Here is a 23001-nt window from a genome sequence, read left to right on the forward strand (position 1 = left end):
TGATGGGGCCACAAGCAAAGCTTCCCCATGAAGTGATTGTTTATACCGATGGTGCAAGTCGAGGTAATCCCGGGCCTGCATCTGCGGGTGTCGCTATTTTTTCAGCCGATGGTAAGTTACTCGAAGAGATTTCACTTAAGCTGGGTAATCAAACAAATAATTTTGCTGAATACACCGCACTCATTGAAGCATTAAAAGCTTGTGCTGCCGGTGGAGCAAAAGTTCTTATGGTGCGCGCTGATTCGCAGTTTATGATTCGACAAATGCAAGGTCTTTATAAGGTCAAAGCTGAGGGGATTATTCCGCTCTATCAACAATGCAAAAAATTAACAGCACATTTTGAAGTAATTAAATTTGAACATATTCCACGAGAACAAAATGTTCATGCCGATAGGTTGGCTAATAAAGCGTTGGATAGTTAAATATTTTATCGCTGAACATCATGTATCTTGGCCTTCAGAGCCACTTCTGTTATAAATGTAATTCTCAAAAGTAGAGTGGATGATCGCTGCTTCAGGCTTTTATAGATGAAGGAGAGGAAAGTCCGGACTCCGTTGGATAGTGCAAAGGGTAACGCCCTTCCGCCGTGAGGCGAGGAACAGTGGAACAGAGAGAATGTCCAGGGCATTGAGCCGGAACACGGGAACGGGAGTTTTCGGGGAGCCGCTGGAGTGAAAACAGCCAAACTCTGCACGGAGCAAGATCAAATAGGGAAGCAATAGTAGGGTGTATCCGCCCGTAGCTTCCGGGTAAGATCGCTTGAGCCTTGAGAGTAATCTCAGGCCTAGAGGAATGATCATCCTCGACAGGATCCGGCTTACAGCTTTACTTGTGAGAATTATGCGGGCTTTAACGCTAAAACGTTAAAGCCCGCACTTTTTTGTAAGGTTAAGCTTAAATATTTTTTTACGAAATAAATTCTTCAATGGCATTGAGTAGTGGGCCGCCATTAAGTTCAATGCCCGTAAAATACTCAACTAGTGTATTTGGATCTCTCCACGCTTTATGAGACAGCTTCGCTTTTTCGCAACACGCTTCTAAAAATTGTTCAGACGACCAATTATTATCACTTGCCACGTGTGGCAGTAAGACGGCGCGATTGGCTCCTCGAGAGATGATAAGGCCAGTTTGTTTAATTTTGATGTCATCTGCTGATTTAAGTTTTTTTATTTCTGATAAAAGTGTCACGTTGATTTCAAGATCTTTGATTTCATTTTCTTCAATTGGGGGGTGACGAGAATCATGTGTTGCTGCGGTTCCAGCTACTTCAAAAAGTGTTTCAGCTAAAGTTGTATTTGAATCTAAAAGCCCCATGCTTCCGCGAATATTTCCTGATTTTTTCAGCGTGATAAAGAGGCCGGTTTTATGTTCCCAGCGCGGATCTAGAACTTGCTTGAGTTGTTTACTCATAGTTTTGCCGGTGACAATTTGCCAGACACCTAACGAGGCTATTTGAATGACTTGTTTATCAAATTCAGACATAAACGCAAATTAACCTTACTCGGTTAAAAATAACAGTGAATTTCGCTCTGCATTGACCATTTTGATGTTTTGTGTCAGAGGATGAGTTATGTAAGAATCACATAATTTCAAAAGCAATTAAAAGGTGTGAAACCTGCTCCAGATAAGGGTAGTTAAAAGGTTATGGATTTAAGAAAATCGTTGTTTCAATTAGAGCAATTAAGCCCAAGGCTTGCACGAAAACTGTGGGAGCTCACACCTTTGATGAGTGCTCCTTTGACTTTAGTCATGGGCTTTAAAGTAAAGCTGTTAACCGATACATCGGTTGAAGTAGAAATTCCATATGGAAGACAAAATCGAAATGAAGTGGGGCAATTGCAAAGTTCAGTTTTAATTGCGGCAGCTGAGTACGCATCTAACATGTTATGGAAGCGACATCTTAATCCAGAATTAGATCAAGTGAGATTAGAGGCATTACAAAGTCAGTTTTTTAAGCCGGCATTTTCAGCAGTGCGTGTGCGAGCATCGCTTGGAGAAATTGAACGAGAAAAAGTATTACGAAAGATTCGTTCAGGTGAAGAAGTAACGTGTGAATTATCAGTAGTAGTGACAGATGAAAAAGATCAAACAGTAGCAAGCGTAAATGGACATTGGATTTTAAAAACACTGCGTCCGTTGGCTTTAGGTTAAGGAGAAATAACGTGAGTATTAAATTAAATGGTGTGGATTCAATCGAATTTGCAGTGAAATCACTAAGCGAAAGAGAAAAGCAATTAACCGATTGGGGTTTTAGTAAACTTGGTGAGGGAAAATCATCTTCAACGCGAAGTACACTTTGGGGGCAAGGGAAAATAAAGTTTATCCTTTCACAAGGAGATGATGACAAAAGTTATGCATCAAAATTTGTAGCCGCACATGGTGATGGAATTTGTCAAGTTGCACTCAACGTTGACGATGCAGAAAAAACTTACAGCGAAGCAGTAAAACGTGGAGCTACAGAGGTACATGAGCCTAAAAAAGATAAATTAGCTGATGGTGATTATACGCAAGCAAGTATTAAGGCTGTAGGTGATGTCTTGCATACTTTTGTTTCACGCAAAAACACTCGTGTTTTTAACCCCGTTGTCCAAGTAGAAGTTGAAAATTACCCTAAAGGTTTTGGAATGTTTGCTGTAGATCATCTCACTTGCAACGTTGAAGCAGGCAAGATGGAATATTGGGCTGATTTTTATCATAAGATTTTTGATTTTAAAGTCACACGGTTTTTTAAAATCACAACTGGCCGCACAGGATTATTGAGTAAGGTATTGGAGAATTCTGAGGGCACAGTTAAAATCCCTATAAATGAACCTACTGAAACTAAGAGCCAGATTCAAGAATACTTAAATGTGAATCATGGTGCTGGAGTTCAACATTTAGCGCTTTCAACGGCTGATATTTTAGAGACACTTCCTCAATTGAGAAAATCGGGGCAAGAATTTTTAAATGTCCCAGATACTTATTATGATGATGTTCCTAAGCGCATTAATAATATGAAAGAAGATTTAAAAAAACTTCAAGCACAGCGCATTTTAGCTGATGGTGATAATTCTGGTTATTTACTGCAAATTTTTTCACAAAATGCAGTGGGACCATTTTTCTTTGAAGTCATTCAGCGTGCAGGCAATCAAGGGTTTGGCGAAGGAAATTTTAAAGCACTATTTGAAGCTATCGAAAGAGATCAAGAGCGACGTGGTGTTTTATAATGGAAAACATCAAAGATCTAATAGGGTGTCGATGTCACGCTGGTAATTACTTTGCACCACGGCCACATGTTAAAGAAAAAGTACCGGCGCATACGTTTCCTTGGGCAAAGGTTCAGTACAGTGAAGAAAGACCTGTACTGCCAATTCATCAGTTTTTAGATCTTGTTTTAGATGTGAAAGAAAAAACACTTAAAGGCAGTAACACGATTTCATTTAAGGTTGCATATCGCGAAGTTAATTCTTTTAAAATTGATTCCATCGATTTACGTATTTCTACTGTTGAAATTAATAAAAAATCTATTCAATTTGAAGTCCAAGAAAAACACATTATGATTTTTCTGCCCGATACACTTAAGCGCGGCGACACGGGTGAAGTAAAAATAAATTATGAAGCCCGTGATCCAAAGGCAGGGATTTATTTTATAAACCCTGATGATAAATATCCAAATCGTCCTATTCAGGTTTGGACTCAAGGTCAAGATGATGATTCTCGTTATTGGTTTCCTTCATTTGATGAGCCGGGAATTAAATGTTCATTTGAAATGAAAATAGAAGTACCCGCGGGTTTCATCGCAACAAGTAATGGCGCTTTATTGAGTGAATCAAGAAGTGGTAAATACTGGACGTTTCACTGGCGAAGTGGGGCGTTGATTCCGAGTTATCTTGTGACGCTTACTGCTGGAATGTTTTCTGAGATTAAAGAAACATGGCGTGGAAAACTAGTTGCTTATCTTTGTGAAAAAGGGCGTGAAGAAGAGGTTAAGCTGAGCTTTGGAAAAACTCCGAAGATGATGGATCTTTTTAGTGAAAAACTGGGTGTTGAGTATCCGTACGAAAAATACTATCAAATCGCAGTAGCAGAATTTGTTTTTGGCGGAATGGAAAATACATCTGCCACCACACAAACAGATACGGTTTTACACCCTCTAGAGCTTGATGAAGATTTTACTAGTGATGATCTGGTGTCTCACGAACTAGCGCATCAGTGGTTTGGGAATCTTGTGACCTGTAAATCCTGGAGTCATGGCTGGCTAAACGAAGGCTGGGCTACGTTTATGGAGACGGTTTTTAAAGAGGTCGACCTTGGAGTTGAAGAAACTCACTATTTTCGATTCGAAGAACTCAATATTTATTTAGCAGAAGATTCGGGCCTTTACCGTAGACCTATTGTTACTCATTTTTATAGTGACCCAGGTGAAGTTTGGGATCGGCATTTGTATCAAAAAGGTGGGCTTGTATTAAATATGCTCAAAAATCTAATTGGTAATGAAGATTTTTGGAACGGAACGAAAAATTATCTGTTGTTACATAAAGGTGGTGCAGTTGAGACCGTTGATTTTCAAAGAGCACTTGAGAAAGAATCTGGCAAAAATCTTCAAGAGTTTTTTGATCAATGGATTTTTAAAGCCGGTCATCCAGAATTAAAAGCCGGTTTTGAGTGGGATCAAACTCAAAAAATTGCAAAACTCAAATTTAATCAAAAACAAACTGTAGATGCATTAACTTCACTTTTTAAAATTGATTCAGAAATTGAATTTGTTTTCTCAGATAAGTCGGTTGTGAAGCTTCCTATTAAAATCGATGAAAAAGAGCAGACATTTGCAGCTCATTTAAAAGAGAAGCCATTGTATTGTCGTTTTGATGTTGGAAATTCAATTATCAAAACACTTGAATGGGCATTGCCGCTTGAGATGCTCAAAAATCAATTAAAAAATGATGACGATGTGATTGGTAAAATATGGGCGATTAAAGCAATTGCAAAGGAAGCAACGAGTGAGGGGATCGACACATTAATTGATCGCCTCGATAATGATTCATTTTGGGGAATTCGTATTGAAGCTGCTGCAGCTTTAGGAAGTACACGTTCAAATCAAGCACGTAAGGCCTTGTTACGAGCATTGAAAAAAGAAAAGAAAGGTAAAGTGCGCACGCGTATTTGTTTAGCCCTGGGTGATTTTCGAGATCAAGAAGTTGCAGATGTACTGATTGCGACACTTGAATCTGATAAAAATATTTTTGTTCGTGGTGCCGCAGCCAATGCATTAGGACGTACAAAATCTCAAAATGCTTTTGATGCACTTAAAAAAGCGCTTAAAACTAAAACCTGGAATGACTATGTTGCAACACACGCCAATGTGGGTTTAAGAATGTTGCGCGACGCAAACGCGTTGCCATTATTTTTAGAGAATGCCCGCTATGGAGCGCCTAAGTTTGCAAGGCCCGCCGCAACCATTGCACTTGGCGAGTATGGTCTTGATCGCGTTGAGGTCACAGAATTTTTAAAAGAAAGTTTGGATGATCCATATTTACGTGTACGTTTTGCAGCCACTGATGCACTTGTGCGCAGGCGCGATCCGAGTGTCGCATGGGCACTAGAAGATGCCGCTCACCGCATTGTCGATGGTCATTTTAAAGCCGCAGCATTTCGTGCAGCAAAACGAGTGCGACACAATCAAGAGCGCCCTGAAGAGTTTACTGATTTTAAAGATACTCTTGAGAAGCTGCTTGATGAAAATCGAAAGCTGAAAGATCGCATGGAAATGCTTGAAGTAAAACCGCCGACACTTATCGCGAAAAAATCTAAGAAAACAAAACGTAAATAAGAGTTTGTCGTTATCCGGAGATACCCAAACTTTTGGCTTGTGGGTTGAGATGGTTATTAGACTAAGAACCAGCGCAATTTAAATTGACGCTTGCTTGTCTAGTTTTCTTAAAATTAACCGAAGAGAACATTGGGTATTGGTTCTCATGCGGGCCTCCTTATCAATCGGAGGCATTCCATAGCCTTGGCAACCAAGAGCTTGGCAAGCAGTAACACTGCAAGCGAGCCTCAGGTGTCAGGGCCTTTTTATTTGTATCTCAGAAAATTATGCTTCGAAAGTGGACGAAATAGCGATGAAGTTCTGGCCGGGAGTATTGCAAATTCAATAAGGTGCCGAAAGATTGATGGCATGTAATTGGGCAATTGCGGGGGATAAACTAATGAAGCGGTTCTTGGGTAATCTTGAAAATTCAAAAAGACATTTTTATAGAGGTCTTTCGTTTCTTTGTCTCACAGTAACTTTCGTTTTGTTTCAAAATTTTAGTTGGAGCACAAATAAAATTAAACTTGATGTAAGTTCATTTCGCAATATGGCCACTGGTAATATTGAAATTAGTATCGATACAAAACAAGCGGCATCTCCTTACACCTATGGAATGCCGAATGTTCCTATATATATATCGAAATACGCTCTCTTGATGCATCTCAAACTTTGATAGGAAGTAAGGATGGTCTTTATACTGATGCCAATGGTCGCCTAGATTATCTCTTTAAACATCCTCATAATGGTTCAATGGAGAACTACAGACTCTTTGTGAGAGCTGGTGGACCTCAATGTGATGCAAACGCTGCAATTTTAGGTACCTGCGATTATAAACAGCTCCTCTATTTAACAAAAAGAGAAATACAAGTTGCGCTTGCTGCAGATTGGGGTGGGGCTATTTATGAACTTTGGAGTTATCCGACGACTAAGGGTTTTAACTTAATTGATCATATTGATACTGGCGCTCTATTTCAGGCCTCAATTTACGAATGTCAGCCAAGAGATGCCGCAGGTAATCTTTTGCTAGATAGTACGGGTCGTGTACTAGATGGACACTCGGCCGCATGTGATGCCAGTGTTACCAACCCAGCACAGGCGGGAAGTTATAATAGAGCGGCAAATGTCATAGTGAAGAATCCTGTTGATTGGACCTATGAAGTTGTTAACACAAGTGGCGGTCAAGCTGTTCAATTAAAAATAGTATCCAATGGTGGAAATGTCCCCATGCTTGATTATGCACATGGTGGTGCAGCGACGCACTTTAAGATGGAACAAATTATAACCATGCCCACTGACAATAGCGCTTATTTTGACATTCAGTACAAGATTCACCACATTGGCGATGATGTTCACTGGCTACAAGAAAGCGAACTTCCGTCAATATATCTACCAGATGTGAGTGGCGGTTTAAAACCCCGATTCAGAGGTTATCTTTCACATGCATATACTCGTGAGGGCGATGGAGTTACCATAGCTGCCATTGAAGGTCACCAAAACCCAGTAGTTGCTCAGGGTGATTTATCAATTCATTTAACATTGCGTAAGCTTTCTCAAAATAGTGATTTCAAACTCGTAAACGGAAGACCTAAAATCAAAAGCTGTCATTTGCCTCAAGATCGGCATTTAACAGAATGCTTATCTGAAAATCCGGCAAGCCCCACTTATTACTTATCACCAGTTACATCCGATCAAGGGATAGTTGGATCTGGTGATAAAATTATTTTTGATAGAACATTTAGAGTTAGGACCGATTGGAATTGGGCAGCTCAAAACTGTAATCAAAGAACTCCCACTAACGCGAGTGATTTTTCTGGAACTCATAACACCGTGGGTTTATCAAATGGGGATTCTCGTTTTCTTTGTCTAGATCGTAGGTGGCATGACTGTGGCTGGGAAGGAAATGACCCAACGTGGTCATCTAAGGTTCCCGATGGAAAAGCAATTGGCGGTTGGCTCTGCTCCCAAGGCACTTGGAGTCGTTAGAGCTTAAGCCAACGGTTATCGATTTCAAGAATTCGTGGAGTTTTTGGTCGCTGCTTGTAAGTAGCGGCTAGGTAATGTGCGATTCAAGCAAGATTGAACATACTGACTTGCTTGAACTTGTTTGGCTAAATTGATTCCGGTGTCAAAACCCATTTCATGCAGCATGTAGAGTAAGTCTTCGGTGGCCACATTGCCTGCAGCACCTGGTGCGTATGGGCAACCGCCTAGGCCGCCACTACTGGAATCAAAAATTTTCACACCTGCTTGTAAACCTGCGAGAATATTGGCTAGTGCTGTACCTCTTGTATCGTGAAAATGCAGAGCAAGTTTTTTTGAACCCATAAGTTTTAAAAGTGATTTTGTGAGTTTTTCAACTTGTTTTGGGTTCGCAACACCAATGGTGTCTCCAATGCTGATTTCATGAACACCTAACTTAAGTAGGCGCTCGGTTACTTTTAATACAGCTTTAGGATTTATCACACCTTCGTATGGGCAACCAAAACACGTAGAGACATAACCGCGAATGCGCATTTTTAATTTTTTTGCATTGGGTAAAAATGTTTCGAAGCGTTCAAAGCTACCATCAATAGATGTGTTGATGTTACGTTGATTGAACGTTTCACTGGCTGCTGTGAAAATCGCGATGTTTTTAACACCAGATTCAGCGGCATCTTGAAATCCGCGGTCATTGGGCACAAGGTTCCAGTATTGGGTTTTTAATGATTTACCAAGTGCCTTTGTTAATTCTTTTGTGTTGGCCATTTGAGGAATTTTTTGAGGATTAACAAATGCCCCAACTTCAATATCTGAATGCCCGGCTTGAGATAAAAGTTCAATGAAATGTTTTTTTTGTTCTAGGCTCAGTATTTTTACTTCGTTTTGTAATCCGTCGCGTGGGCCTACTTCAAATATTTTAATGCGCATATGAGCCTCTATTTTTCTAATTCTACAATTTTATCATCGAGTAAGACTTGTTCGCCGGCATTTTTAAAAATATTTTTTATTTTTCCATCAAATGAAGCTTTCAGCGCGTATTCCATCTTCATCGCTTCTAATACACAAACAGTTTCACCCGATTTAACACTTTGGCCAGGTTTGAAATTTAATTTTAAAACCTTACCAGGCATGGGTGAGCGTAGAAAACCATCGGTGACTCCGTGGGTCTGTTTGCTGCGTCGAGCGCTAGAGGATGTGTTCATATCTACTGTGAAAGTGCGGCCTTCAAAGTGCATCCAAAGTGTGGAGCCGATCTTTTTGATAAAGCCGCGACGTAAATCACTCATGATGTCACCCACGGTGATTGATAACGAAGGCCAGAATTATTTGAGAGGTCACTTCCATTTTGATTGCCAGTGGAGGTGGTTGATTTTTGAGCAGCTGTTTTTGCAAATTCTTTTTGTGTTTCGGTTAATTCAGAAAGTTTAAAACTACCTTTGTACTCTTCTTCTAAAAAACGAGTACTGACATTGTTCATTTGATATTTTTTATTGAGCAATACTGATTTTAAAAATTCAATATTTGTATGAACTCCAAAAATAACAGTTTCACAAAGTGTAGAGTACATGCGTCTGAGGTTTTCTTCACGAGTTGGAGCCCATGTGATAATTTTGCCGATCATAGGGTCATAGTTGGGTGTAATTGTATCGCCAACGTCATAACCAAAATCAAAGCGACGATGGGGGCCAAGAGGAAGGTGTAATTCTTGGATTGTTCCAGGGCTGGGTAAAAACTCAAGTGCTGGGTTTTCAGCATAGATTCTTACCTCTAATGCATGACCTCTTTGTGAGATATCTGTTTGTTCAATTTCGAGTTCATGGCCTAATGCTATTGCAAATTGTAAACGTACAAGGTCAACGCCGCATACAAGTTCAGTGACTGTGTGTTCTACCTGCAGTCTTGTGTTGAGCTCCATAAAGTAAAAATTATTTTTTTCATCTAATAAAAACTCAACTGTACCTGCATTTGTGTAATCTGCAGCTTCAGCAATTTTAAGTGCTGCTGCTGTAATTTTATCGCGCAGTTCAGGTGTAATAGCCGTTGATGGTGTTTCTTCAAAAATCTTTTGATGTCTTCTTTGAATGCTGCATTCGCGCTCAAAAAAATGAAGTCGTTTTCCGCGCGTATCACATAAAATTTGAACTTCGATATGTCTTGGCTTTTGAATATAGCGCTCAATAAATACTTGATCAGAACCGAATGCATTTTTAGCTTCTCTTTGAGCTGAGCTTAAGAGTTCAAAAAAATCTGAGTCATGTTCAACGACCTTCATTCCCTTGCCACCGCCACCGGATGCGGCTTTAACGATGCAGGGGAATCCAATTTTTCGAACTTCTGCTAATAATTTGGCGGGGTCTGTTTCAGAGCCAGTGTACGCCGGAGTGACGGGAACATTATTCGCCTTAGCTAATTCTTTGGCCTTTATTTTATTTCCTGCAGTAAAAATTGATTTTGCTGATGGCCCAACAAAAGTAATACCAGCACTTTCGAGCGCCACTACAAATTCAGCATTTTCACTTAAAAACCCAAACCCTGGATGAAGTAGTTCTGCCTTTGCTGATAGTGCACTATTCACAACTACCGGAATATTTAAATAGGTTTCAAGTGATGATGATCCTGTGAGTTCTACGGTTTCATCAGCCATTCGATAGGCTATTGTATTTTTATCAGGACTTGAATGAAGTAATATCGATGTAAAACCTAGCTCTTGGCAGGTGCGAATGATGCGAACAGCAACTTCACCGCGATTGTTAATGGCGACGCGCAATTATGTACCCCTTCGCCATGTGGGTATGCGTTTTTCAAAAAAAGCATTCATACCCTCTTGACCCTCTTTAGAAACTCTCCGTTGAGCTATTGTTTTTACGGTAAGTTTTCTTGCTGCTGGCCAGTTTGATGTTTTTATTTTTTGAATAAGATCTTTTGTGATTCGAGTAGCTTCTGGGCCATTATTAACAATAAGTTTTAGTTTTTCTTGAATAAAATTTTCTGCATCTGCCACAGCACCGGTAAAATGTACGAGCCCAATTTGTTGAGCATGTAAAGCTTTGAACACCTCGGCCGTGAGCATCAAAGGCCTGGCTTGTGATTCGGGAATTTTTCGTAAAACATAGGGTGAAATAATACTGGGAACTAAACCCAGTCTGACTTCACTGAGACAAAATTTTGTTTCAGTTTCAGCGGCAACGATATCGCAGACAGCTGTTAATCCAACTCCTCCGCCCATTACACTCCCTTGAATGACAGCTAAAACAGGCACGGGGCATTGAAAGATGGCTTCGTACATGTCAGAAAGTTTTTGAGTGTCTTTTTTATTTTGGGCTAAAGTGAATTTCATAGATTTGCGCATCCAGTTGAGATCCCCTCCAGCGCAAAAACTAGGCCCCGCACCTCGAAGTACAACTGCTAAAATCGATGAATCTTTTTTTATAGATTTAAAAATTTCTGTAAGGCCTTTGATCAAATCTGCATCTAATGCGTTATGCACTTCGGGGCGTGAAAGGGTGACGTGTAAAACAGAATTAAATTTATCAGCTTTTAAGTTTGTCATCGTCATCTTTCACATGCGGTACACGCCACTGGGCGTGGGTGGTATTTCTTGATTCGTGCTCGCAGCCAAACCAAGCGCTAATACTTTTCGGGTGTAAGCCGGGTTAATGATTCCGTCATCCCAAAGTCTTGCGGTGGAATAATAGGGGCTGCCTTCATTTTCATATTTTTCTAAAGTCGGTTTTTTAAACGCCTCTTGTTCTACTGGCGTCATAGTTTTTTTCTGACTACTGAGTTGATCCATCTTCACTGTTAATAAAACATTGGCTGCTTGTTCACCTCCCATGACGCTAATACGTGCGTTGGGCCACATCCAGAGTTGTCGTGGACGAAACGCTCTGCCGCACATTCCATAATTCCCGGCACCAAAACTTCCGCCAATGATTACGGTAAATTTAGGCACACGTGCATTGCTCACGGCCATAACCATTTTTGCACCATCTTTTGCGATGCCCTCATTTTCGTATTTTTTTCCAACCATAAAGCCCGTGATATTTTGTAAAAAAACCAACGGAATATTTCTTTGACAGCAAAGTTCAATAAAATGTGTAGTCTTTAATGCACTTTCACTAAATAAAACTCCGTTGTTGGCTATGATTCCTACGGGAAATCCCCAAATGCGTGCAAAGCCACAGACCAAAGTTGTTCCGTACAGCGCTTTGAATTCTTGAAACTCACTGCCATCTACAATGCGCGCGATAATTTCACGAACATCAAATGGTTTTCTTGGATCATTTGGAATGATTCCATAAATTTCTTTAGAATCATAAAGTGGATCTTTTTTCTCAATTGCACTTAGAGCCAATGTTGATTGCGCAAGTGACGGGCGATTGAGATTTTGAATAATATTGCGCGTGATCTCAAGTGCGTGATTTTCATCCTCTGCAAAATGATCTGTGACCCCACTTTTTTGACAATGCACAAGTGCACCGCCAAGACTTTCGGCATCAACGATCTCACCCGTGGCAGCTTTCACAAGAGGCGGGCCACCTAAAAAAATCGTACCATTTCCTTTTACAATAACTGATTCATCACACATGGCTGGGACATAGGCTCCCCCAGCGGTGCATGAACCCATCACTACTGCGATTTGTGGAATGCGAGCTGCTGACATACGGGCTTGATTATAAAAAATCGCTCCGAAATGATCGCGATCTGGAAACACCTCTGCTTGTAGTGGCAAAAAGGCGCCACCTGAATCTACGAGGTAAACACAGGGCAAATTATTTTCTAGGGCAATTTCTTGTGCTCTTAAATGTTTTTTAACAGTGATGGGAAAATAGGTGCCACCTTTTACTGTGGCATCGTTTGCAACGATGATGACTTCGCGACCATGAATAACACCTATGCCTGTGATGATTCCTGCGCTTGGTGCTTCGCCGTCAAACATTTCCCATGCAGCAAGGGCGCTGAATTCTAAAAAGGGCGTACCAGGGTCTATTAGTTTTTGAACGCGTTCACGTGCCGGAAGTTTACCGCGAGATTTATGTTTTCGTAAGGCTTCTTCTCCTCCACCTGATTCAACTTGTCGCAAATGCATTTCTAATTTTTTTAAAAGTTTTGCATACGACTCTTTATTGGCGTTGAATTCAGGGCTTGATGTGTTTACTTGCGTTTCAATTGTTTCCACGGGCTCAGATTCGATCACATTTCGCGTCAAATTACAAAAAGTAAGGCCGTGCATTTTTGCATTACAAAAAGTAAGGTCGTGCATTTTTGGGATTTTGGAGATTATTTGTGCGTTGCTGTGCGTTATGGGGTAGAAGTAAGTATGAATTTAGCTGTGGGAGCAAAGGCTTTGTCGAAGCGTTTTGGGTTTTACCCGGGCCCGCTTGAGCCAATGGTGCTTTTGGATTATTTAGCTCAAAAAGTGAGTGCGGATCTTGTGATCGCGCAAAGGTCATTCACCAAAGATGAGCTAGAGTGGCTGATCGAATTTGGTGCAGTTTATAAAAATCAAAAACGAGTTTTAGACCCACAAGACTTGATTCACTCAACAGATACTCTGCGTGTGCATTTTGAGCCGCGGCGATACGCTGTAAATGAATCTGACCTTCAAAAGCGTATTATTTTTTCTAATGATGATTTTCTTATTATGAATAAACCATCAGGTTTACCCATGCATCCCACACTTGATAATCTTAAAGAAAATCTGATTCATGGACTTAGGAAAGTTACTGGTCATAATTATTTTGTAACGCATAGACTTGATGTTCCAACATCGGGATTAGTGCTCATTGCTAAAACTCCAGAGTATCAATCACTGTTTAATAATTTAGTTTCACAAAGAAATTTAAAGAAATTTTATCTAGCCAGAACTCTTAAGCCGCTTCAGCCACGTTTATACCGACACTTTATGAAAGATACTGTGCGCGCTCCAAAAGAAGTGGAGGATGTTGTTCCCTCTGACACAAACGAAAAGTGGATTGAATGTCTTTTGCAAATTCATAGTTGTAATGCTCTCAAGCTCGGAGGTTTTGAATTGGGGATTGAACTTCTCACAGGTCGCACCCATCAAATCAGAGCGCAATTATCTCAAAGTGGAGCTCCAATTGTTGGTGATGAAATGTATGGAGGTATTTCACACGACGAGTTTGGTCTGCATGCGGTTGAGATGATTTTTTCTTGTCCAAAGACTGGGGGGTATCACCAGTATAAGGTCCCATGTCACTGGAATCATTTGGGGATAACCTTGCCTTATAACGCGTCGACCGTTAATCTTAAGTAAGTAGTTTCGCAAGGAGGCAGCATGCAATACAGCAAGCAATATGTGCTTGTGATTTTGAGTCTTTTTTCAATTTCTGCAATGGCACAAAATTCTACAAAGCCAAAATCGAAGCCTCGACAAAAGTCAGATCAAATTCAGCCGTATAAACGTCAGTCACCAGCAATTGAAAATTCAGATGAATTTAGTAGTAACAAAACAGAAACTAAAAAATCAAATGCAGTTCGCACTTATTATTTTTTTCAACCAGGTGCTAAGCGAAGTGCGATTACATTAACTCCTTATTATTCAACTTATAGTACTGAGACAGGTATTGGCGGATTTCGTTTTCAAACAGTAAAGTATACCGAGACAGTAGCACTTCTTTCATATGAATTCGGCCTTACAAGTAATCACACTGTAGGTTTAAATCTTAGTTTTGGAAGTAGTGAATTAAAATACGCTTATGAAACAAATCCTCCTCCTGAAGAGACAGAAAAAGAATCTGGTCTTGGAGATATTGTGCTGCTTTATAAGGGCTTATACCCAATGAAGAAGATGAGTCTCATCTACGGATTAAATTTTAATTATTCGGGCACAAAAACAAGTGCCACTTCAACAGTAACGGGTACACGTAATTCAGGTGGAATGTCTTTTGCCCCGATGGTGGGTGTTCAATATAAATTCACACCAGGCAGTGTTGTGGGAGCGAAGCTCAATTATCTTTTTAAAATGGAGCGCTCGATGACGAGTTCAGCTACGGGTGCTAACGTCGCTATAAAAGAAACGGGTGGTAGTCAGTATTTATTAACTGCATTTTATGAAAAGCAATTTGGTAAATTTTTTCTCACACCTTATGTAGGTTTTGGGAATGCGGGTGATGTTACAACAACACCCGCAGGTGGCACAGCTGTGGCGACCAAGGGTTACACCATTATACCGTTTGGTTTCGACTCACTTTATCAAATGAGTAAAAATCTTCAGTTGGGAATTTATTACCATGGAGATAACCATGGTGCCTACACCTCAGGAACCCTTGAAGTGCTTTCATTCACCCAGCATCAAATTGGTTTGTTCGGTCGATTTTTATTCTAATCTTTAGGTTGCTTCAAACTGTTAATCCATTTTTGAACAACTTCACTGAGCACAGACATCGGCACACCGCCTTCGCTGAGTACGACGCTGTGATATTGTTTGATATCAAATTTTGAACCCAATTCTTGCTTAGCTAATTCTCTCAGTCTTAAGAATTCACGTTGTCCAATTTTGTAAGCAAGAGCTTGACCGGGTGAAACAGCATAGCGATTGATTTCAGTTTGAGCATTGTGTTGAGCTATTGCTGTGTTCTCCATGAAAAACTTCAAAGCCTGGGCTCGTGACCATTTTTTATGATGAATGCCAGTATCAACAACGAGACGTGCTGCGCGCCATGCCTGATCACTCCACATTCCAAACATCGAGAGCTCATCACGGTAAAATCCAACTTCACTCATCAAGAGTTCGCTGTAGTGAGCCCAACCTTCGACATAAGCGGTGTTACCCCAACTCGCTCTAAATCTTGGTAGATCTTTAAGCATCAATGCGGTTGATACTTGAAGCAGATGCCCTGGTAAACCTTCATGTGCACTTAATGAATCCATGAGGTAGCGTGCTCGTGTTTCAGGTAGATATGTATTGATGTAGAAGTAGCCAGGGCGTGTGAAATTTTGGTCTGGAGCTCCTGCGTACCCGGCGGCTGCTGATTGTTCCATGACCGGATCAATTTTTCTTACTTCATATTGAGCAGGGGGCATATTTATAAACAACTTAGGTAGGAATGATTTTGCTCGTTCCATGCTTGCGGCTGCTGCTTCATAAACTTCGTCTCGAGTTTTAAAAAAGTTATTGGGATCTTGACGAACATGTATAAAAAATTCTTGAAGAGTCCCCGTGAATCCGAGTTTGCTAGCAATAGCTAGCATTTCAGTTTGGCACTTTTTAAGCTCTTCAAAACCAATTTGGTGAATGACCTCGGGATCAAGGCTTGCGGTGGTGAAATAGCTAATTAATTTTTTATAAGATTTTACACCGTTTGGTTGTGCCCAAATACCGTCGTGATCTGTAGTTGTATGGGGAAGATATTTATTTTTCAAATAGTCATGCATCTTTTTAAAAGACACGGCAATATGTGTGGATAGGGCATCTTGTGCACGTTTTAAATAAACTGGATCTGTGATTTTTGCGACATGGGTGTTAAATGGTGATACCCCAGCGTCGAGTGCTTTAATATTGGCTTCAATCTGAGTGATGGCCAATTCAACTCCGAAGCGCGGAGCAATATAACCTTTGGTAATTCCTTTGTTCCAAGATTTAATTTTATTGTCAAAATACGCAGGCACAGCTTCAAGTCGTTTGATGAAATTTTCTAAATCTTGGGTCGTCTTCAATGGAAAGTATGTGAAAGTGTCGGCAAGCCAAACGTGAGGGCTCGAAAGTTGATTGTATTGAGCCTTTTTTGAAAACCAATAAGTGTGGATCTCCATGCTGTTGTAGCTTCGGAGCTAAGATCCTCTAGGCGATCATTATATTTAGTTTCACCTTCAAAGGTGGACCACATAGGGGCGTAGGCCATAAGGGCATCCCAATAATCTTGGCTTAATTGGGTAAGTGCTTGATTTGCAGTTTCATTGCGAGATTGTTGGGGCTGGTGCAAAAGTTTACTATCGATTCGAAATGCAAATGAAGATGTTGAAGTGAAAAATAACAATATGATTGTCAGCAGTTTATAAACACCCATGCTTTTACCCCCTGGTATGCAAAAATTAAGAAAACTATTAGGCATTGTTTTAATGAGTGGGCGGGGGAAGTGTCAATTGCAAAGATCTGTTAGATCGCAGGTTTTAAGATTTATGTGGAGTAAATAAATTATAAGTAATGATTATTTAGCGAGGATCAATCGCAATCCAAAAATCTGAATCTGGATTGTATAAAACATTTGTCACGTTTAAATTAAAATACAAAGACGGATCTTTTGTTGCACTCACGATTTGATGACCTGCAAAGCGCACAACACTATTTTGAAATTGGGAATGGAAAAACCGGTATGCATCTCGTACAGCCCCAGAAATTACTCCATCAATAACAAGTTTGTTAATATCTGCGATTGTTAAACCTGTTTTATAAGTCATCATTAATGAGTCATTTGCGAGGTCAGCATCTAAGACCTTGGTGACGCTGACATAACTGTCGGCAAGTATTTTATATAAATTCACATGATCAGCTAATATTCTTGGCGATTTAAATTTCTTAATTACAGTTAGACGACCTTTAATTTTTATTAGTACAACGGTTCCTTCACTGCCTTCTCCTAAAACATTTAAAATCGGATACCGTGAACCATTAAATTCTATTTCATCAATTCGGTTTTTGGGTGGAATTAATCGTTGTTTTAGTATTTGTAAATGGGCCTGAACAAGTTTGGGTTTAGCTTCTGCAATAATAGAATGGTTTTCTTGAATATATTCATGTGATAATTTTATTTTTACGTCGGGTTTAATTTCATCAAATTTTATTGGTTTACCATTTTTTTTCTCAACCCATTTTACAAAACTCGATTTAATTCGTGCATTGCCATCCAACGCCCCTTCAACTTCATCAATAAGAAATTCGTCAATTGAACTAAGTGTCTTAATGCAAAATCCATTTGGGCGAATGGTGGCATTAGCAGGCGAGGCTAAAAAAACTAATAAAATAGGCAAAATAACTTGATACATATCACGGCTATAAGCACGCAATATGCCAAAAATGAACTCGCTTATAAGCTGTAGGCATGGCTAGGTGCAGGTTTAAGGGGTGAATAAGATCCAGAAATTGTCACTAAAAGTGAGAAAAACTGTCATTTTCTATGGGTGACTTGCCATTGGGTTTTACGCGTGATATTTGCTTTCATCTGAGGTTTGGGGGATATAATGCAATACTTTTACAAGCTAATTTTATCGTTAACAACCTTCGTTTTCTTGACGTTTCCGGTTTCTGTAAATGCGCTAGCGCCTGTTGTTTACCCACAAATAATTGCAACTTCACTTGCCCCTTCAGGTATTGAAGCGATTATTGAATTCACTTCCACAGTTGTTATGCCTGAGAATACGCAACTCACCCAACAGACGTTAACGAATATGGCTATAAAACAGACGAGTCATCTTTTGTCTGTATTTGAAGTTGAGGAATATACAAAAAAAATTGGTGGATGGAGTTCTGATGTATTGGGTTTGATAAGCCTTGGACCCATGGTTTCAGTGACTTACATCTCAGATAAAAATACAAATCTAGGTCACGAGGTAACTTACAGAGCCGTTCAAAGAGTAATTGCGCGTCGAAGACTCATACAGCCAGGTGAAACAAAAGCCCTGCCACTTTTTATTCCACGAGATCCTTCAAAAATTTATGCATTAGAATGTACATCTCGTCAGGTACCTGAGAAAGAATTTTTCTTTTATTTTTGGAATCCTTTCAAGCGAGGTTGTGCTTCGCAATTAACGGGTGTGAATAAAGTAGATGAAGTCACAGCGTCACTTACGGGATTACCAATTCCTAATCCAGAAACAACTCGTCCTGATTACGCAAGTCTTGCTGCACAAGCGAGAGCAAGAGGTGAGTTGCGCGTATCTGTTTTACTTGGATTTGATAGCAGTTGGAGAAATCGTCAAGATGTTGGGAGACGCAGTTACAACGCCCTTATTGATCAATTTGTAAATAAATCTGGATTCCAAATTGTGAAGGTTGGCGATTACAAAACAAAACCATTTATTGATTTGGTACGCGCCGAAAGTGCGACGCAGCCAAAAGTAAGTCTGTCAATTTCGCTTACTGAAAGTGATATAGACAGGCCCGTCATTTTTGCTCAGCGCGCTCGTTATGCTTATGAAAATTCAGATATAGTTGTATATGCAGGGCATTCTGGTCTTGGTGGAAGCTTGAACTTAGACAAAATTGCAGCGTTTAGTAGCTCGAATCCGGCAATGCCCATTCCGATTCGGTTTCCGAATGCTTATCAGATTTTGTATTTTGATAGTTGTGCTAGTTATTATTTCTACGCTCATTCATATGCATTGCAACGTCGTGGAATGCGCAAAGTCGATGTTATCAGTAATGGTCTTGCGAGTTATTTTCTCAGTCAAAATGAAGATATTCGTGTATTTGTAAAAACCTTTAGTGCCCTTCAAACTTTTATCGATGCTGAAGGATCACCTTCATGGCTCGATATTCTTAATCGCATTGAACGAGCACCTGGGCCAAGCTATTTTGTAAACGTGTTACAAGTACGTCAGTGAAGCGGGTGAACAGGTGGAGATTTTAAATGTCTTACAAAGCTTCGAAGTTTTTCAACCTCAGGTGATGGCGGCGATTTATTCATAAACAAAGTGAGATCGTTGTGGGCGTCAGCGAAATGTCCAATTTGGTATAATAACAAGCCACGTTCTTTATATTCATTCACCCGCATGGGGCTAGTTTCAATAATCATATCTAATACTGTTAAGAGCGATGACCACTGTCTCGAATCAAGATACATTCCTTTGAGCATTCCTAAAAAGCGAACCATCATTTGCGCTTCAGTAGGTGTTTCAAGAAAAGTTCCGTTAAGAGCGACACTTTTGCCCATTTTTTGAGATAACTTTTTTTGTAGTTCAGAAACAGAAAGAAGTTTTCCTTGATCTGAAGGGTCTAAGAAAAAAAGTTGATGGCGATAAAGTGTCTTTACATAAAAATGGCCAGGAAAATTTACAAAATTTATCGGTGCAAGACCTGAGCGTTGACAAAGTTCACGGTAAAGTAAAGCCAGTGCTAATGGGTGACCTTCGCGGTTTTCTAAAAGCTTAGCCATAAAAAGTGAATCGGGATTATTTTCCCCTGTTTTTTTAAATTGTTTCTTATTAAATAAAAAATCATTGAGCGCTGATATTCCTTCAATAGCATCATTGTAAGGTTGGTTTTGTGAAGCAAACTCATGAATAAGAAAATCGATACGTTTACTTGTTTTTTGAGCGCATACTTGTTTGCCGCTTAAGATTTCATGGGTTAATAAAATGAGTGGAAGTGTGGTTACCCGAGAAGGTGATGCTGCTAATGCCACTCTATATGATGTCAAATCGATACGAGCAATACTCATATGAAAAACTGTAAGATAATTTTTTTAATTCTACAAGACTAGAACATGGCGCTAAATACCAATGCGCATTAGAAGTTACGCGTCATAAAACCGAGTGTTTTTACTTTTGCGGGAGTTGTGCTTTTAGCGATTCAATTATTTTTTGTTCTTCAAGATCCTTGGCAGTAAAGTCTTGGGTAAGTTTGTCATTTTCGGTAGTTGCATCTTTAATTTTATTTTCAATATCGGTGAGCTCTTGTTCAAATTCACTTTGTTTCAATTCCCCAATGCTTAACGCTTCGTCACGTGCTTCTGTATTCGTAGCGATTTGACTTTTTAGGTTATCTAAAACCTGTTTTTGTTCACCTAGATCATAGGTCAGGGTTTTATGTTTGAGTTCAAGTTCTTTACCAGTCAATGGCTGTTTACGCATGATCATGTAGCCCTTAACTTTTGTAGCTAAGTCGTCGCATTCTTTTCCAAGCGCATCTATTTCTTCTACTGTCTTTGTAAAACTTTCTTTAGCTTTCCTTTCAGCAGCAAGTGCTTCGTGATTTGGATTTGTTTTGTATTGCTCGACATAAAAATTAAGCCGAAAGGGATCGTCACTATCATTTTGTTGAAAAATTTCATATTTTCGCAAGAGATCTGTCAAAGCTCCTTGTTTAATTTCGTCTTCAGCTTCTTTGCCTTTTCCTTCGAGTTTTTTTCCGAGGTTGGCTTTTTTTTGTGCATCGGGTGTTGCGCTTTTGTTGAGATAATCAACACCTTCACTTAGTGAAATGAAAAGTTTTACCTGCTGATTGCCGGGCATAATCATTAGGGCCCAGTGTTGTGTCGGAACTCCGGAACATGCACTTAAAGCTCCACGCATAACAGCATAACTGATAATTCCCAAAAGAAAGTTCCGCGCCGCATCATCAGTTACGGTGTACTGACTTGCATCAAATAGAACTTTAAAACGCCCCTGATTAATTTTTTGCTCGAGTTTAAAGCGAACAGCGGCGGCTTCGGATTCTCCGAGACCACCTATGATTGTGACTACTTGTATTTCACCTTGAGTTGAAAAGCTAATTTCCATGATTCAAGTCTACTTACCTTGACAGTTATTAAGCAAGCCCGAGAAGATGTTGAGATGGCAAAAAAAGATGCAAGAACACCCGATCAAAAGATAAAACAGCTAGAGATGGAGCTAGAAGACCGCGAACGCGAACTTTTAGCGTTCAGAAAAGAACTTGGCGACGTGAATGTTCAGCTGGAGAAGTTTATCAACCAGATGTCCAATGAATTGCAACTGGCTTCACTCATTCAGCGAAGTCTAGTGCCCACAGAGATACCGACGATTCCTGGTTTTGAGTTTTCTACAAAATTTGTAGCGTCACCCATATCTGGGGGTGATTATTTCGATATTTTTGAACTCGAAGATAAAATGCGTTTTGGAATCATCATGGCCAATTCATCTGGTCATGGAATGGCCTCACTTTTTTTATCGGTATTATTAAAGCTCACAACTCAAATTGAAGCGCGTAAAGGTCTGGACCCCAGCGAAGTTTCAAATAATATGACTAAAGAAATGCAAGGTGCTGTTAATGCAAAAGATACGACAAATCTTTTTTATGGTGTCATTGATCGTCGTCGTTACACACTGACTTATTCAAAAGCTGGAAATATAAATTCTTATATTTACAATCGAGAACAAGATAAATTGGTGAGGCTCGAGGCCACACAAGGCCCTATCGCTAAAAGTTCAAAGCCAAATCAAAAGAGTGAAACCATTTCTCTGGATCCGAGAGATAAACTTATTGTTACAAGTGAAGGTCTAACAAAGGCTCTAAATCGCTCTGATGAAGCATTTAGTGAAGATCGTCTTTTTGAGCATATTCTAAAAAATCCTGGTGCGAAGTGCCACGACATGCGAAATGAAATATTGTTTCAGTTAGAAAAGTTTACAAATGGCCGCGATTACATTCAGGATTTGAGCATTCTCGTGATGGAAGTAAAAGACAAAGTTATTAAACTTCGTAAAGGTTGACATCATCCTCCTCAGATATAAGCTCAGATGTTATGGTAACTCAGTTATTTAAAAGAGGATCATATTTTTTAGGTGCCTGTGCCCGTGAAGTTGGTGCCAATGTCATGGCAGCAAATTTATATCCATTTGGTTTTTTTAATGCAGCACTCAAAGCGCAAAAACATTCAACCCTTGCCGTAAATCCAAGGCCTATCATTCTTGTTCATGGAATTATTCACAATAGATCTGCATTCGTTTATTTAAAGCTAAGAATGCAAAAACTTGGTTGGGAAAATATTTATCCGCTCAATTACAGTACATTTCATGGAAATGTCTTTTATATGGTTGAGCAACTCGCTGAAAAAGTGAATGAGGTCATGCGTGTCACGGGATGTGATCAGGTAGATATTGTTGCACATTCTTTGGGTGGAATTGTTTCGCGTACCTATATGAGTTTGGGTGAAGGTCGAGGCAGGGTAAAAAGATTAATCACTCTTGGAACGGCGCACCAAGGAACAGCTTTAAGTTTTTTAGCTAAAGGGCTTTCTCGCGGAGCGTTAGATTATGATATGAAGATGAAGTCATTTTTACTTCGTCTTTTAGAAAACACGGCTCTTCCAAATAATAGTGAAGTGGTGAGCATCTATTCAGCATTTGATTGGACTGTTGTTCCCTCTGACAATGCTATTATTCGTGGTCAACCTGAAAGTTCATTTAAGAATGTAAAATTAGATTATTTAGGTCATACAGGCCTTCTGTACAGTAACGAAGCCTTCGATGTCGTCACAAAAGAAATACTTTCAATAGAAACTCAAAGAGCAGATTAGATTTGCCAATGGTTT

General features: G+C 39.8%; 22 protein-coding genes and 1 other RNA gene. 12 read left to right on the forward strand and 11 right to left on the reverse strand.

What is annotated here, in order from left to right; genetic code table 11:
- The first annotated feature begins 2 nt into the window (after positions 1–2).
- Positions 3–422: a ribonuclease HI family protein gene (locus tag SGI74_00720; GenBank protein MDZ4676004.1), complete on the forward strand. Its 420-nt coding sequence runs from the start codon at positions 3–5 to the stop codon at positions 420–422.
- 67 nt (positions 423–489) lie between these two features.
- Positions 490–836, forward strand: an RNA gene (gene rnpB / locus SGI74_00725) — RNase P RNA component class A.
- 70 nt (positions 837–906) lie between these two features.
- On the opposite strand, the gene amrA is transcribed toward rnpB, so the two are convergent.
- Positions 907–1482: an AmmeMemoRadiSam system protein A gene (gene amrA, locus SGI74_00730; protein ID MDZ4676005.1), complete on the reverse strand. Its 576-nt coding sequence runs from the start codon at positions 1480–1482 to the stop codon at positions 907–909.
- Positions 1483–1644: 162 nt separating this feature from the next.
- Between amrA and SGI74_00735 the strand changes: the two genes are divergently transcribed.
- The 5 genes from SGI74_00735 to SGI74_00755 all read left to right on the forward strand — a co-directional run bounded on the left by SGI74_00735 (position 1645) and on the right by SGI74_00755 (position 7774).
- Positions 1645–2151 carry a DUF4442 domain-containing protein gene (locus tag SGI74_00735; protein ID MDZ4676006.1) on the forward strand — a complete coding sequence of 169 codons (507 nt, stop codon included), beginning with the start codon at positions 1645–1647 and terminating at the stop codon, positions 2149–2151.
- A gap of 11 nt (positions 2152–2162) precedes the next feature.
- Complete coding sequence (gene hppD / locus SGI74_00740; GenBank protein ID MDZ4676007.1) at positions 2163–3206, forward strand: 4-hydroxyphenylpyruvate dioxygenase; 1044 nt, start codon at positions 2163–2165, stop codon at positions 3204–3206.
- Positions 3206–5809: a M1 family aminopeptidase gene (locus SGI74_00745; protein ID MDZ4676008.1), complete on the forward strand. Its 2604-nt coding sequence runs from the start codon at positions 3206–3208 to the stop codon at positions 5807–5809. Before hppD ends, SGI74_00745 begins: the two co-directional genes overlap by 1 nt.
- A gap of 379 nt (positions 5810–6188) precedes the next feature.
- Positions 6189–6464 carry a hypothetical protein gene (locus SGI74_00750; protein ID MDZ4676009.1) on the forward strand — a complete coding sequence of 92 codons (276 nt, stop codon included), beginning with the start codon at positions 6189–6191 and terminating at the stop codon, positions 6462–6464.
- Positions 6461–7774, forward strand: a complete 1314-nt coding sequence (locus SGI74_00755) for a hypothetical protein (protein ID MDZ4676010.1) — start codon at positions 6461–6463, stop codon at positions 7772–7774. Before SGI74_00750 ends, SGI74_00755 begins: the two co-directional genes overlap by 4 nt.
- A gap of 24 nt (positions 7775–7798) precedes the next feature.
- On the opposite strand, the gene SGI74_00760 is transcribed toward SGI74_00755, so the two are convergent.
- Genes SGI74_00760 through SGI74_00780 form a run of 5 tightly spaced genes read right to left on the reverse strand, consistent with a single transcriptional unit; the run spans position 7799 to position 12950 of the window.
- Complete coding sequence (locus tag SGI74_00760; GenBank protein ID MDZ4676011.1) at positions 7799–8698, reverse strand: hydroxymethylglutaryl-CoA lyase; 900 nt, start codon at positions 8696–8698, stop codon at positions 7799–7801.
- 8 nt (positions 8699–8706) lie between these two features.
- Positions 8707–9057 carry an acetyl-CoA carboxylase biotin carboxyl carrier protein subunit gene (locus SGI74_00765; protein MDZ4676012.1) on the reverse strand — a complete coding sequence of 117 codons (351 nt, stop codon included), beginning with the start codon at positions 9055–9057 and terminating at the stop codon, positions 8707–8709.
- Positions 9054–10538 carry a biotin carboxylase N-terminal domain-containing protein gene (locus SGI74_00770; GenBank protein ID MDZ4676013.1) on the reverse strand — a complete coding sequence of 495 codons (1485 nt, stop codon included), beginning with the start codon at positions 10536–10538 and terminating at the stop codon, positions 9054–9056. Before SGI74_00770 ends, SGI74_00765 begins: the two co-directional genes overlap by 4 nt.
- Positions 10539–11321, reverse strand: coding sequence for an enoyl-CoA hydratase-related protein (locus tag SGI74_00775; GenBank protein ID MDZ4676014.1), 783 nt, complete (start codon positions 11319–11321; stop codon positions 10539–10541).
- A gap of 9 nt (positions 11322–11330) precedes the next feature.
- Positions 11331–12950: a carboxyl transferase domain-containing protein gene (locus SGI74_00780; GenBank protein MDZ4676015.1), complete on the reverse strand. Its 1620-nt coding sequence runs from the start codon at positions 12948–12950 to the stop codon at positions 11331–11333.
- 141 nt (positions 12951–13091) lie between these two features.
- Between SGI74_00780 and SGI74_00785 the strand changes: the two genes are divergently transcribed.
- Positions 13092–14048 (forward strand): RluA family pseudouridine synthase, encoded by a 957-nt coding sequence (locus SGI74_00785; protein MDZ4676016.1) that lies wholly within the window; start codon positions 13092–13094, stop codon positions 14046–14048.
- A gap of 21 nt (positions 14049–14069) precedes the next feature.
- Positions 14070–15119 (forward strand): hypothetical protein, encoded by a 1050-nt coding sequence (locus SGI74_00790; GenBank protein ID MDZ4676017.1) that lies wholly within the window; start codon positions 14070–14072, stop codon positions 15117–15119.
- On the opposite strand, the gene SGI74_00795 is transcribed toward SGI74_00790, so the two are convergent.
- The 3 genes from SGI74_00795 to SGI74_00805 form a co-directional block, all read right to left on the reverse strand.
- Positions 15116–16546 (reverse strand): DUF885 domain-containing protein, encoded by a 1431-nt coding sequence (locus tag SGI74_00795; GenBank protein ID MDZ4676018.1) that lies wholly within the window; start codon positions 16544–16546, stop codon positions 15116–15118. The two genes, SGI74_00790 and SGI74_00795, sit on opposite strands and share 4 nt — an antisense overlap.
- The gene (locus tag SGI74_00800) at positions 16447–16845 is read right to left on the reverse strand and encodes a hypothetical protein (GenBank protein MDZ4676019.1); all 399 of its coding nucleotides are present in this window, start codon (positions 16843–16845) and stop codon (positions 16447–16449) included. Before SGI74_00800 ends, SGI74_00795 begins: the two co-directional genes overlap by 100 nt.
- 100 nt (positions 16846–16945) lie before the next feature.
- Complete coding sequence (locus SGI74_00805) at positions 16946–17776, reverse strand: hypothetical protein (GenBank protein ID MDZ4676020.1); 831 nt, start codon at positions 17774–17776, stop codon at positions 16946–16948.
- Between the two features lie 195 nt (positions 17777–17971).
- Between SGI74_00805 and SGI74_00810 the strand changes: the two genes are divergently transcribed.
- The gene (locus SGI74_00810) at positions 17972–19333 is read left to right on the forward strand and encodes a hypothetical protein (protein MDZ4676021.1); all 1362 of its coding nucleotides are present in this window, start codon (positions 17972–17974) and stop codon (positions 19331–19333) included.
- Here the strand turns inward: SGI74_00810 and SGI74_00815 are convergent.
- Positions 19327–20169 carry a tetratricopeptide repeat protein gene (locus SGI74_00815; protein ID MDZ4676022.1) on the reverse strand — a complete coding sequence of 281 codons (843 nt, stop codon included), beginning with the start codon at positions 20167–20169 and terminating at the stop codon, positions 19327–19329. The two genes, SGI74_00810 and SGI74_00815, sit on opposite strands and share 7 nt — an antisense overlap.
- Positions 20170–20269: 100 nt before the next feature.
- Complete coding sequence (locus SGI74_00820; protein ID MDZ4676023.1) at positions 20270–21229, reverse strand: hypothetical protein; 960 nt, start codon at positions 21227–21229, stop codon at positions 20270–20272.
- 54 nt (positions 21230–21283) lie between these two features.
- On the opposite strand from SGI74_00820, the gene SGI74_00825 reads away from it, so the two are divergent.
- The gene (locus SGI74_00825; GenBank protein MDZ4676024.1) at positions 21284–22180 is read left to right on the forward strand and encodes a SpoIIE family protein phosphatase; all 897 of its coding nucleotides are present in this window, start codon (positions 21284–21286) and stop codon (positions 22178–22180) included.
- Between the two features lie 32 nt (positions 22181–22212).
- On the forward strand, positions 22213–22986 hold the full coding sequence (locus tag SGI74_00830) for a hypothetical protein (GenBank protein ID MDZ4676025.1): 774 nt from the start codon (positions 22213–22215) through the stop codon (positions 22984–22986).
- The last annotated feature ends 15 nt before the right edge of the window (positions 22987–23001 follow it).

The sequence above is a fragment of the Oligoflexia bacterium genome, from assembly GCA_034439615.1.
Lineage (GTDB): Bacteria > Bdellovibrionota > Bdellovibrionia > JABDDW01 > JABDDW01 > JAWXAT01.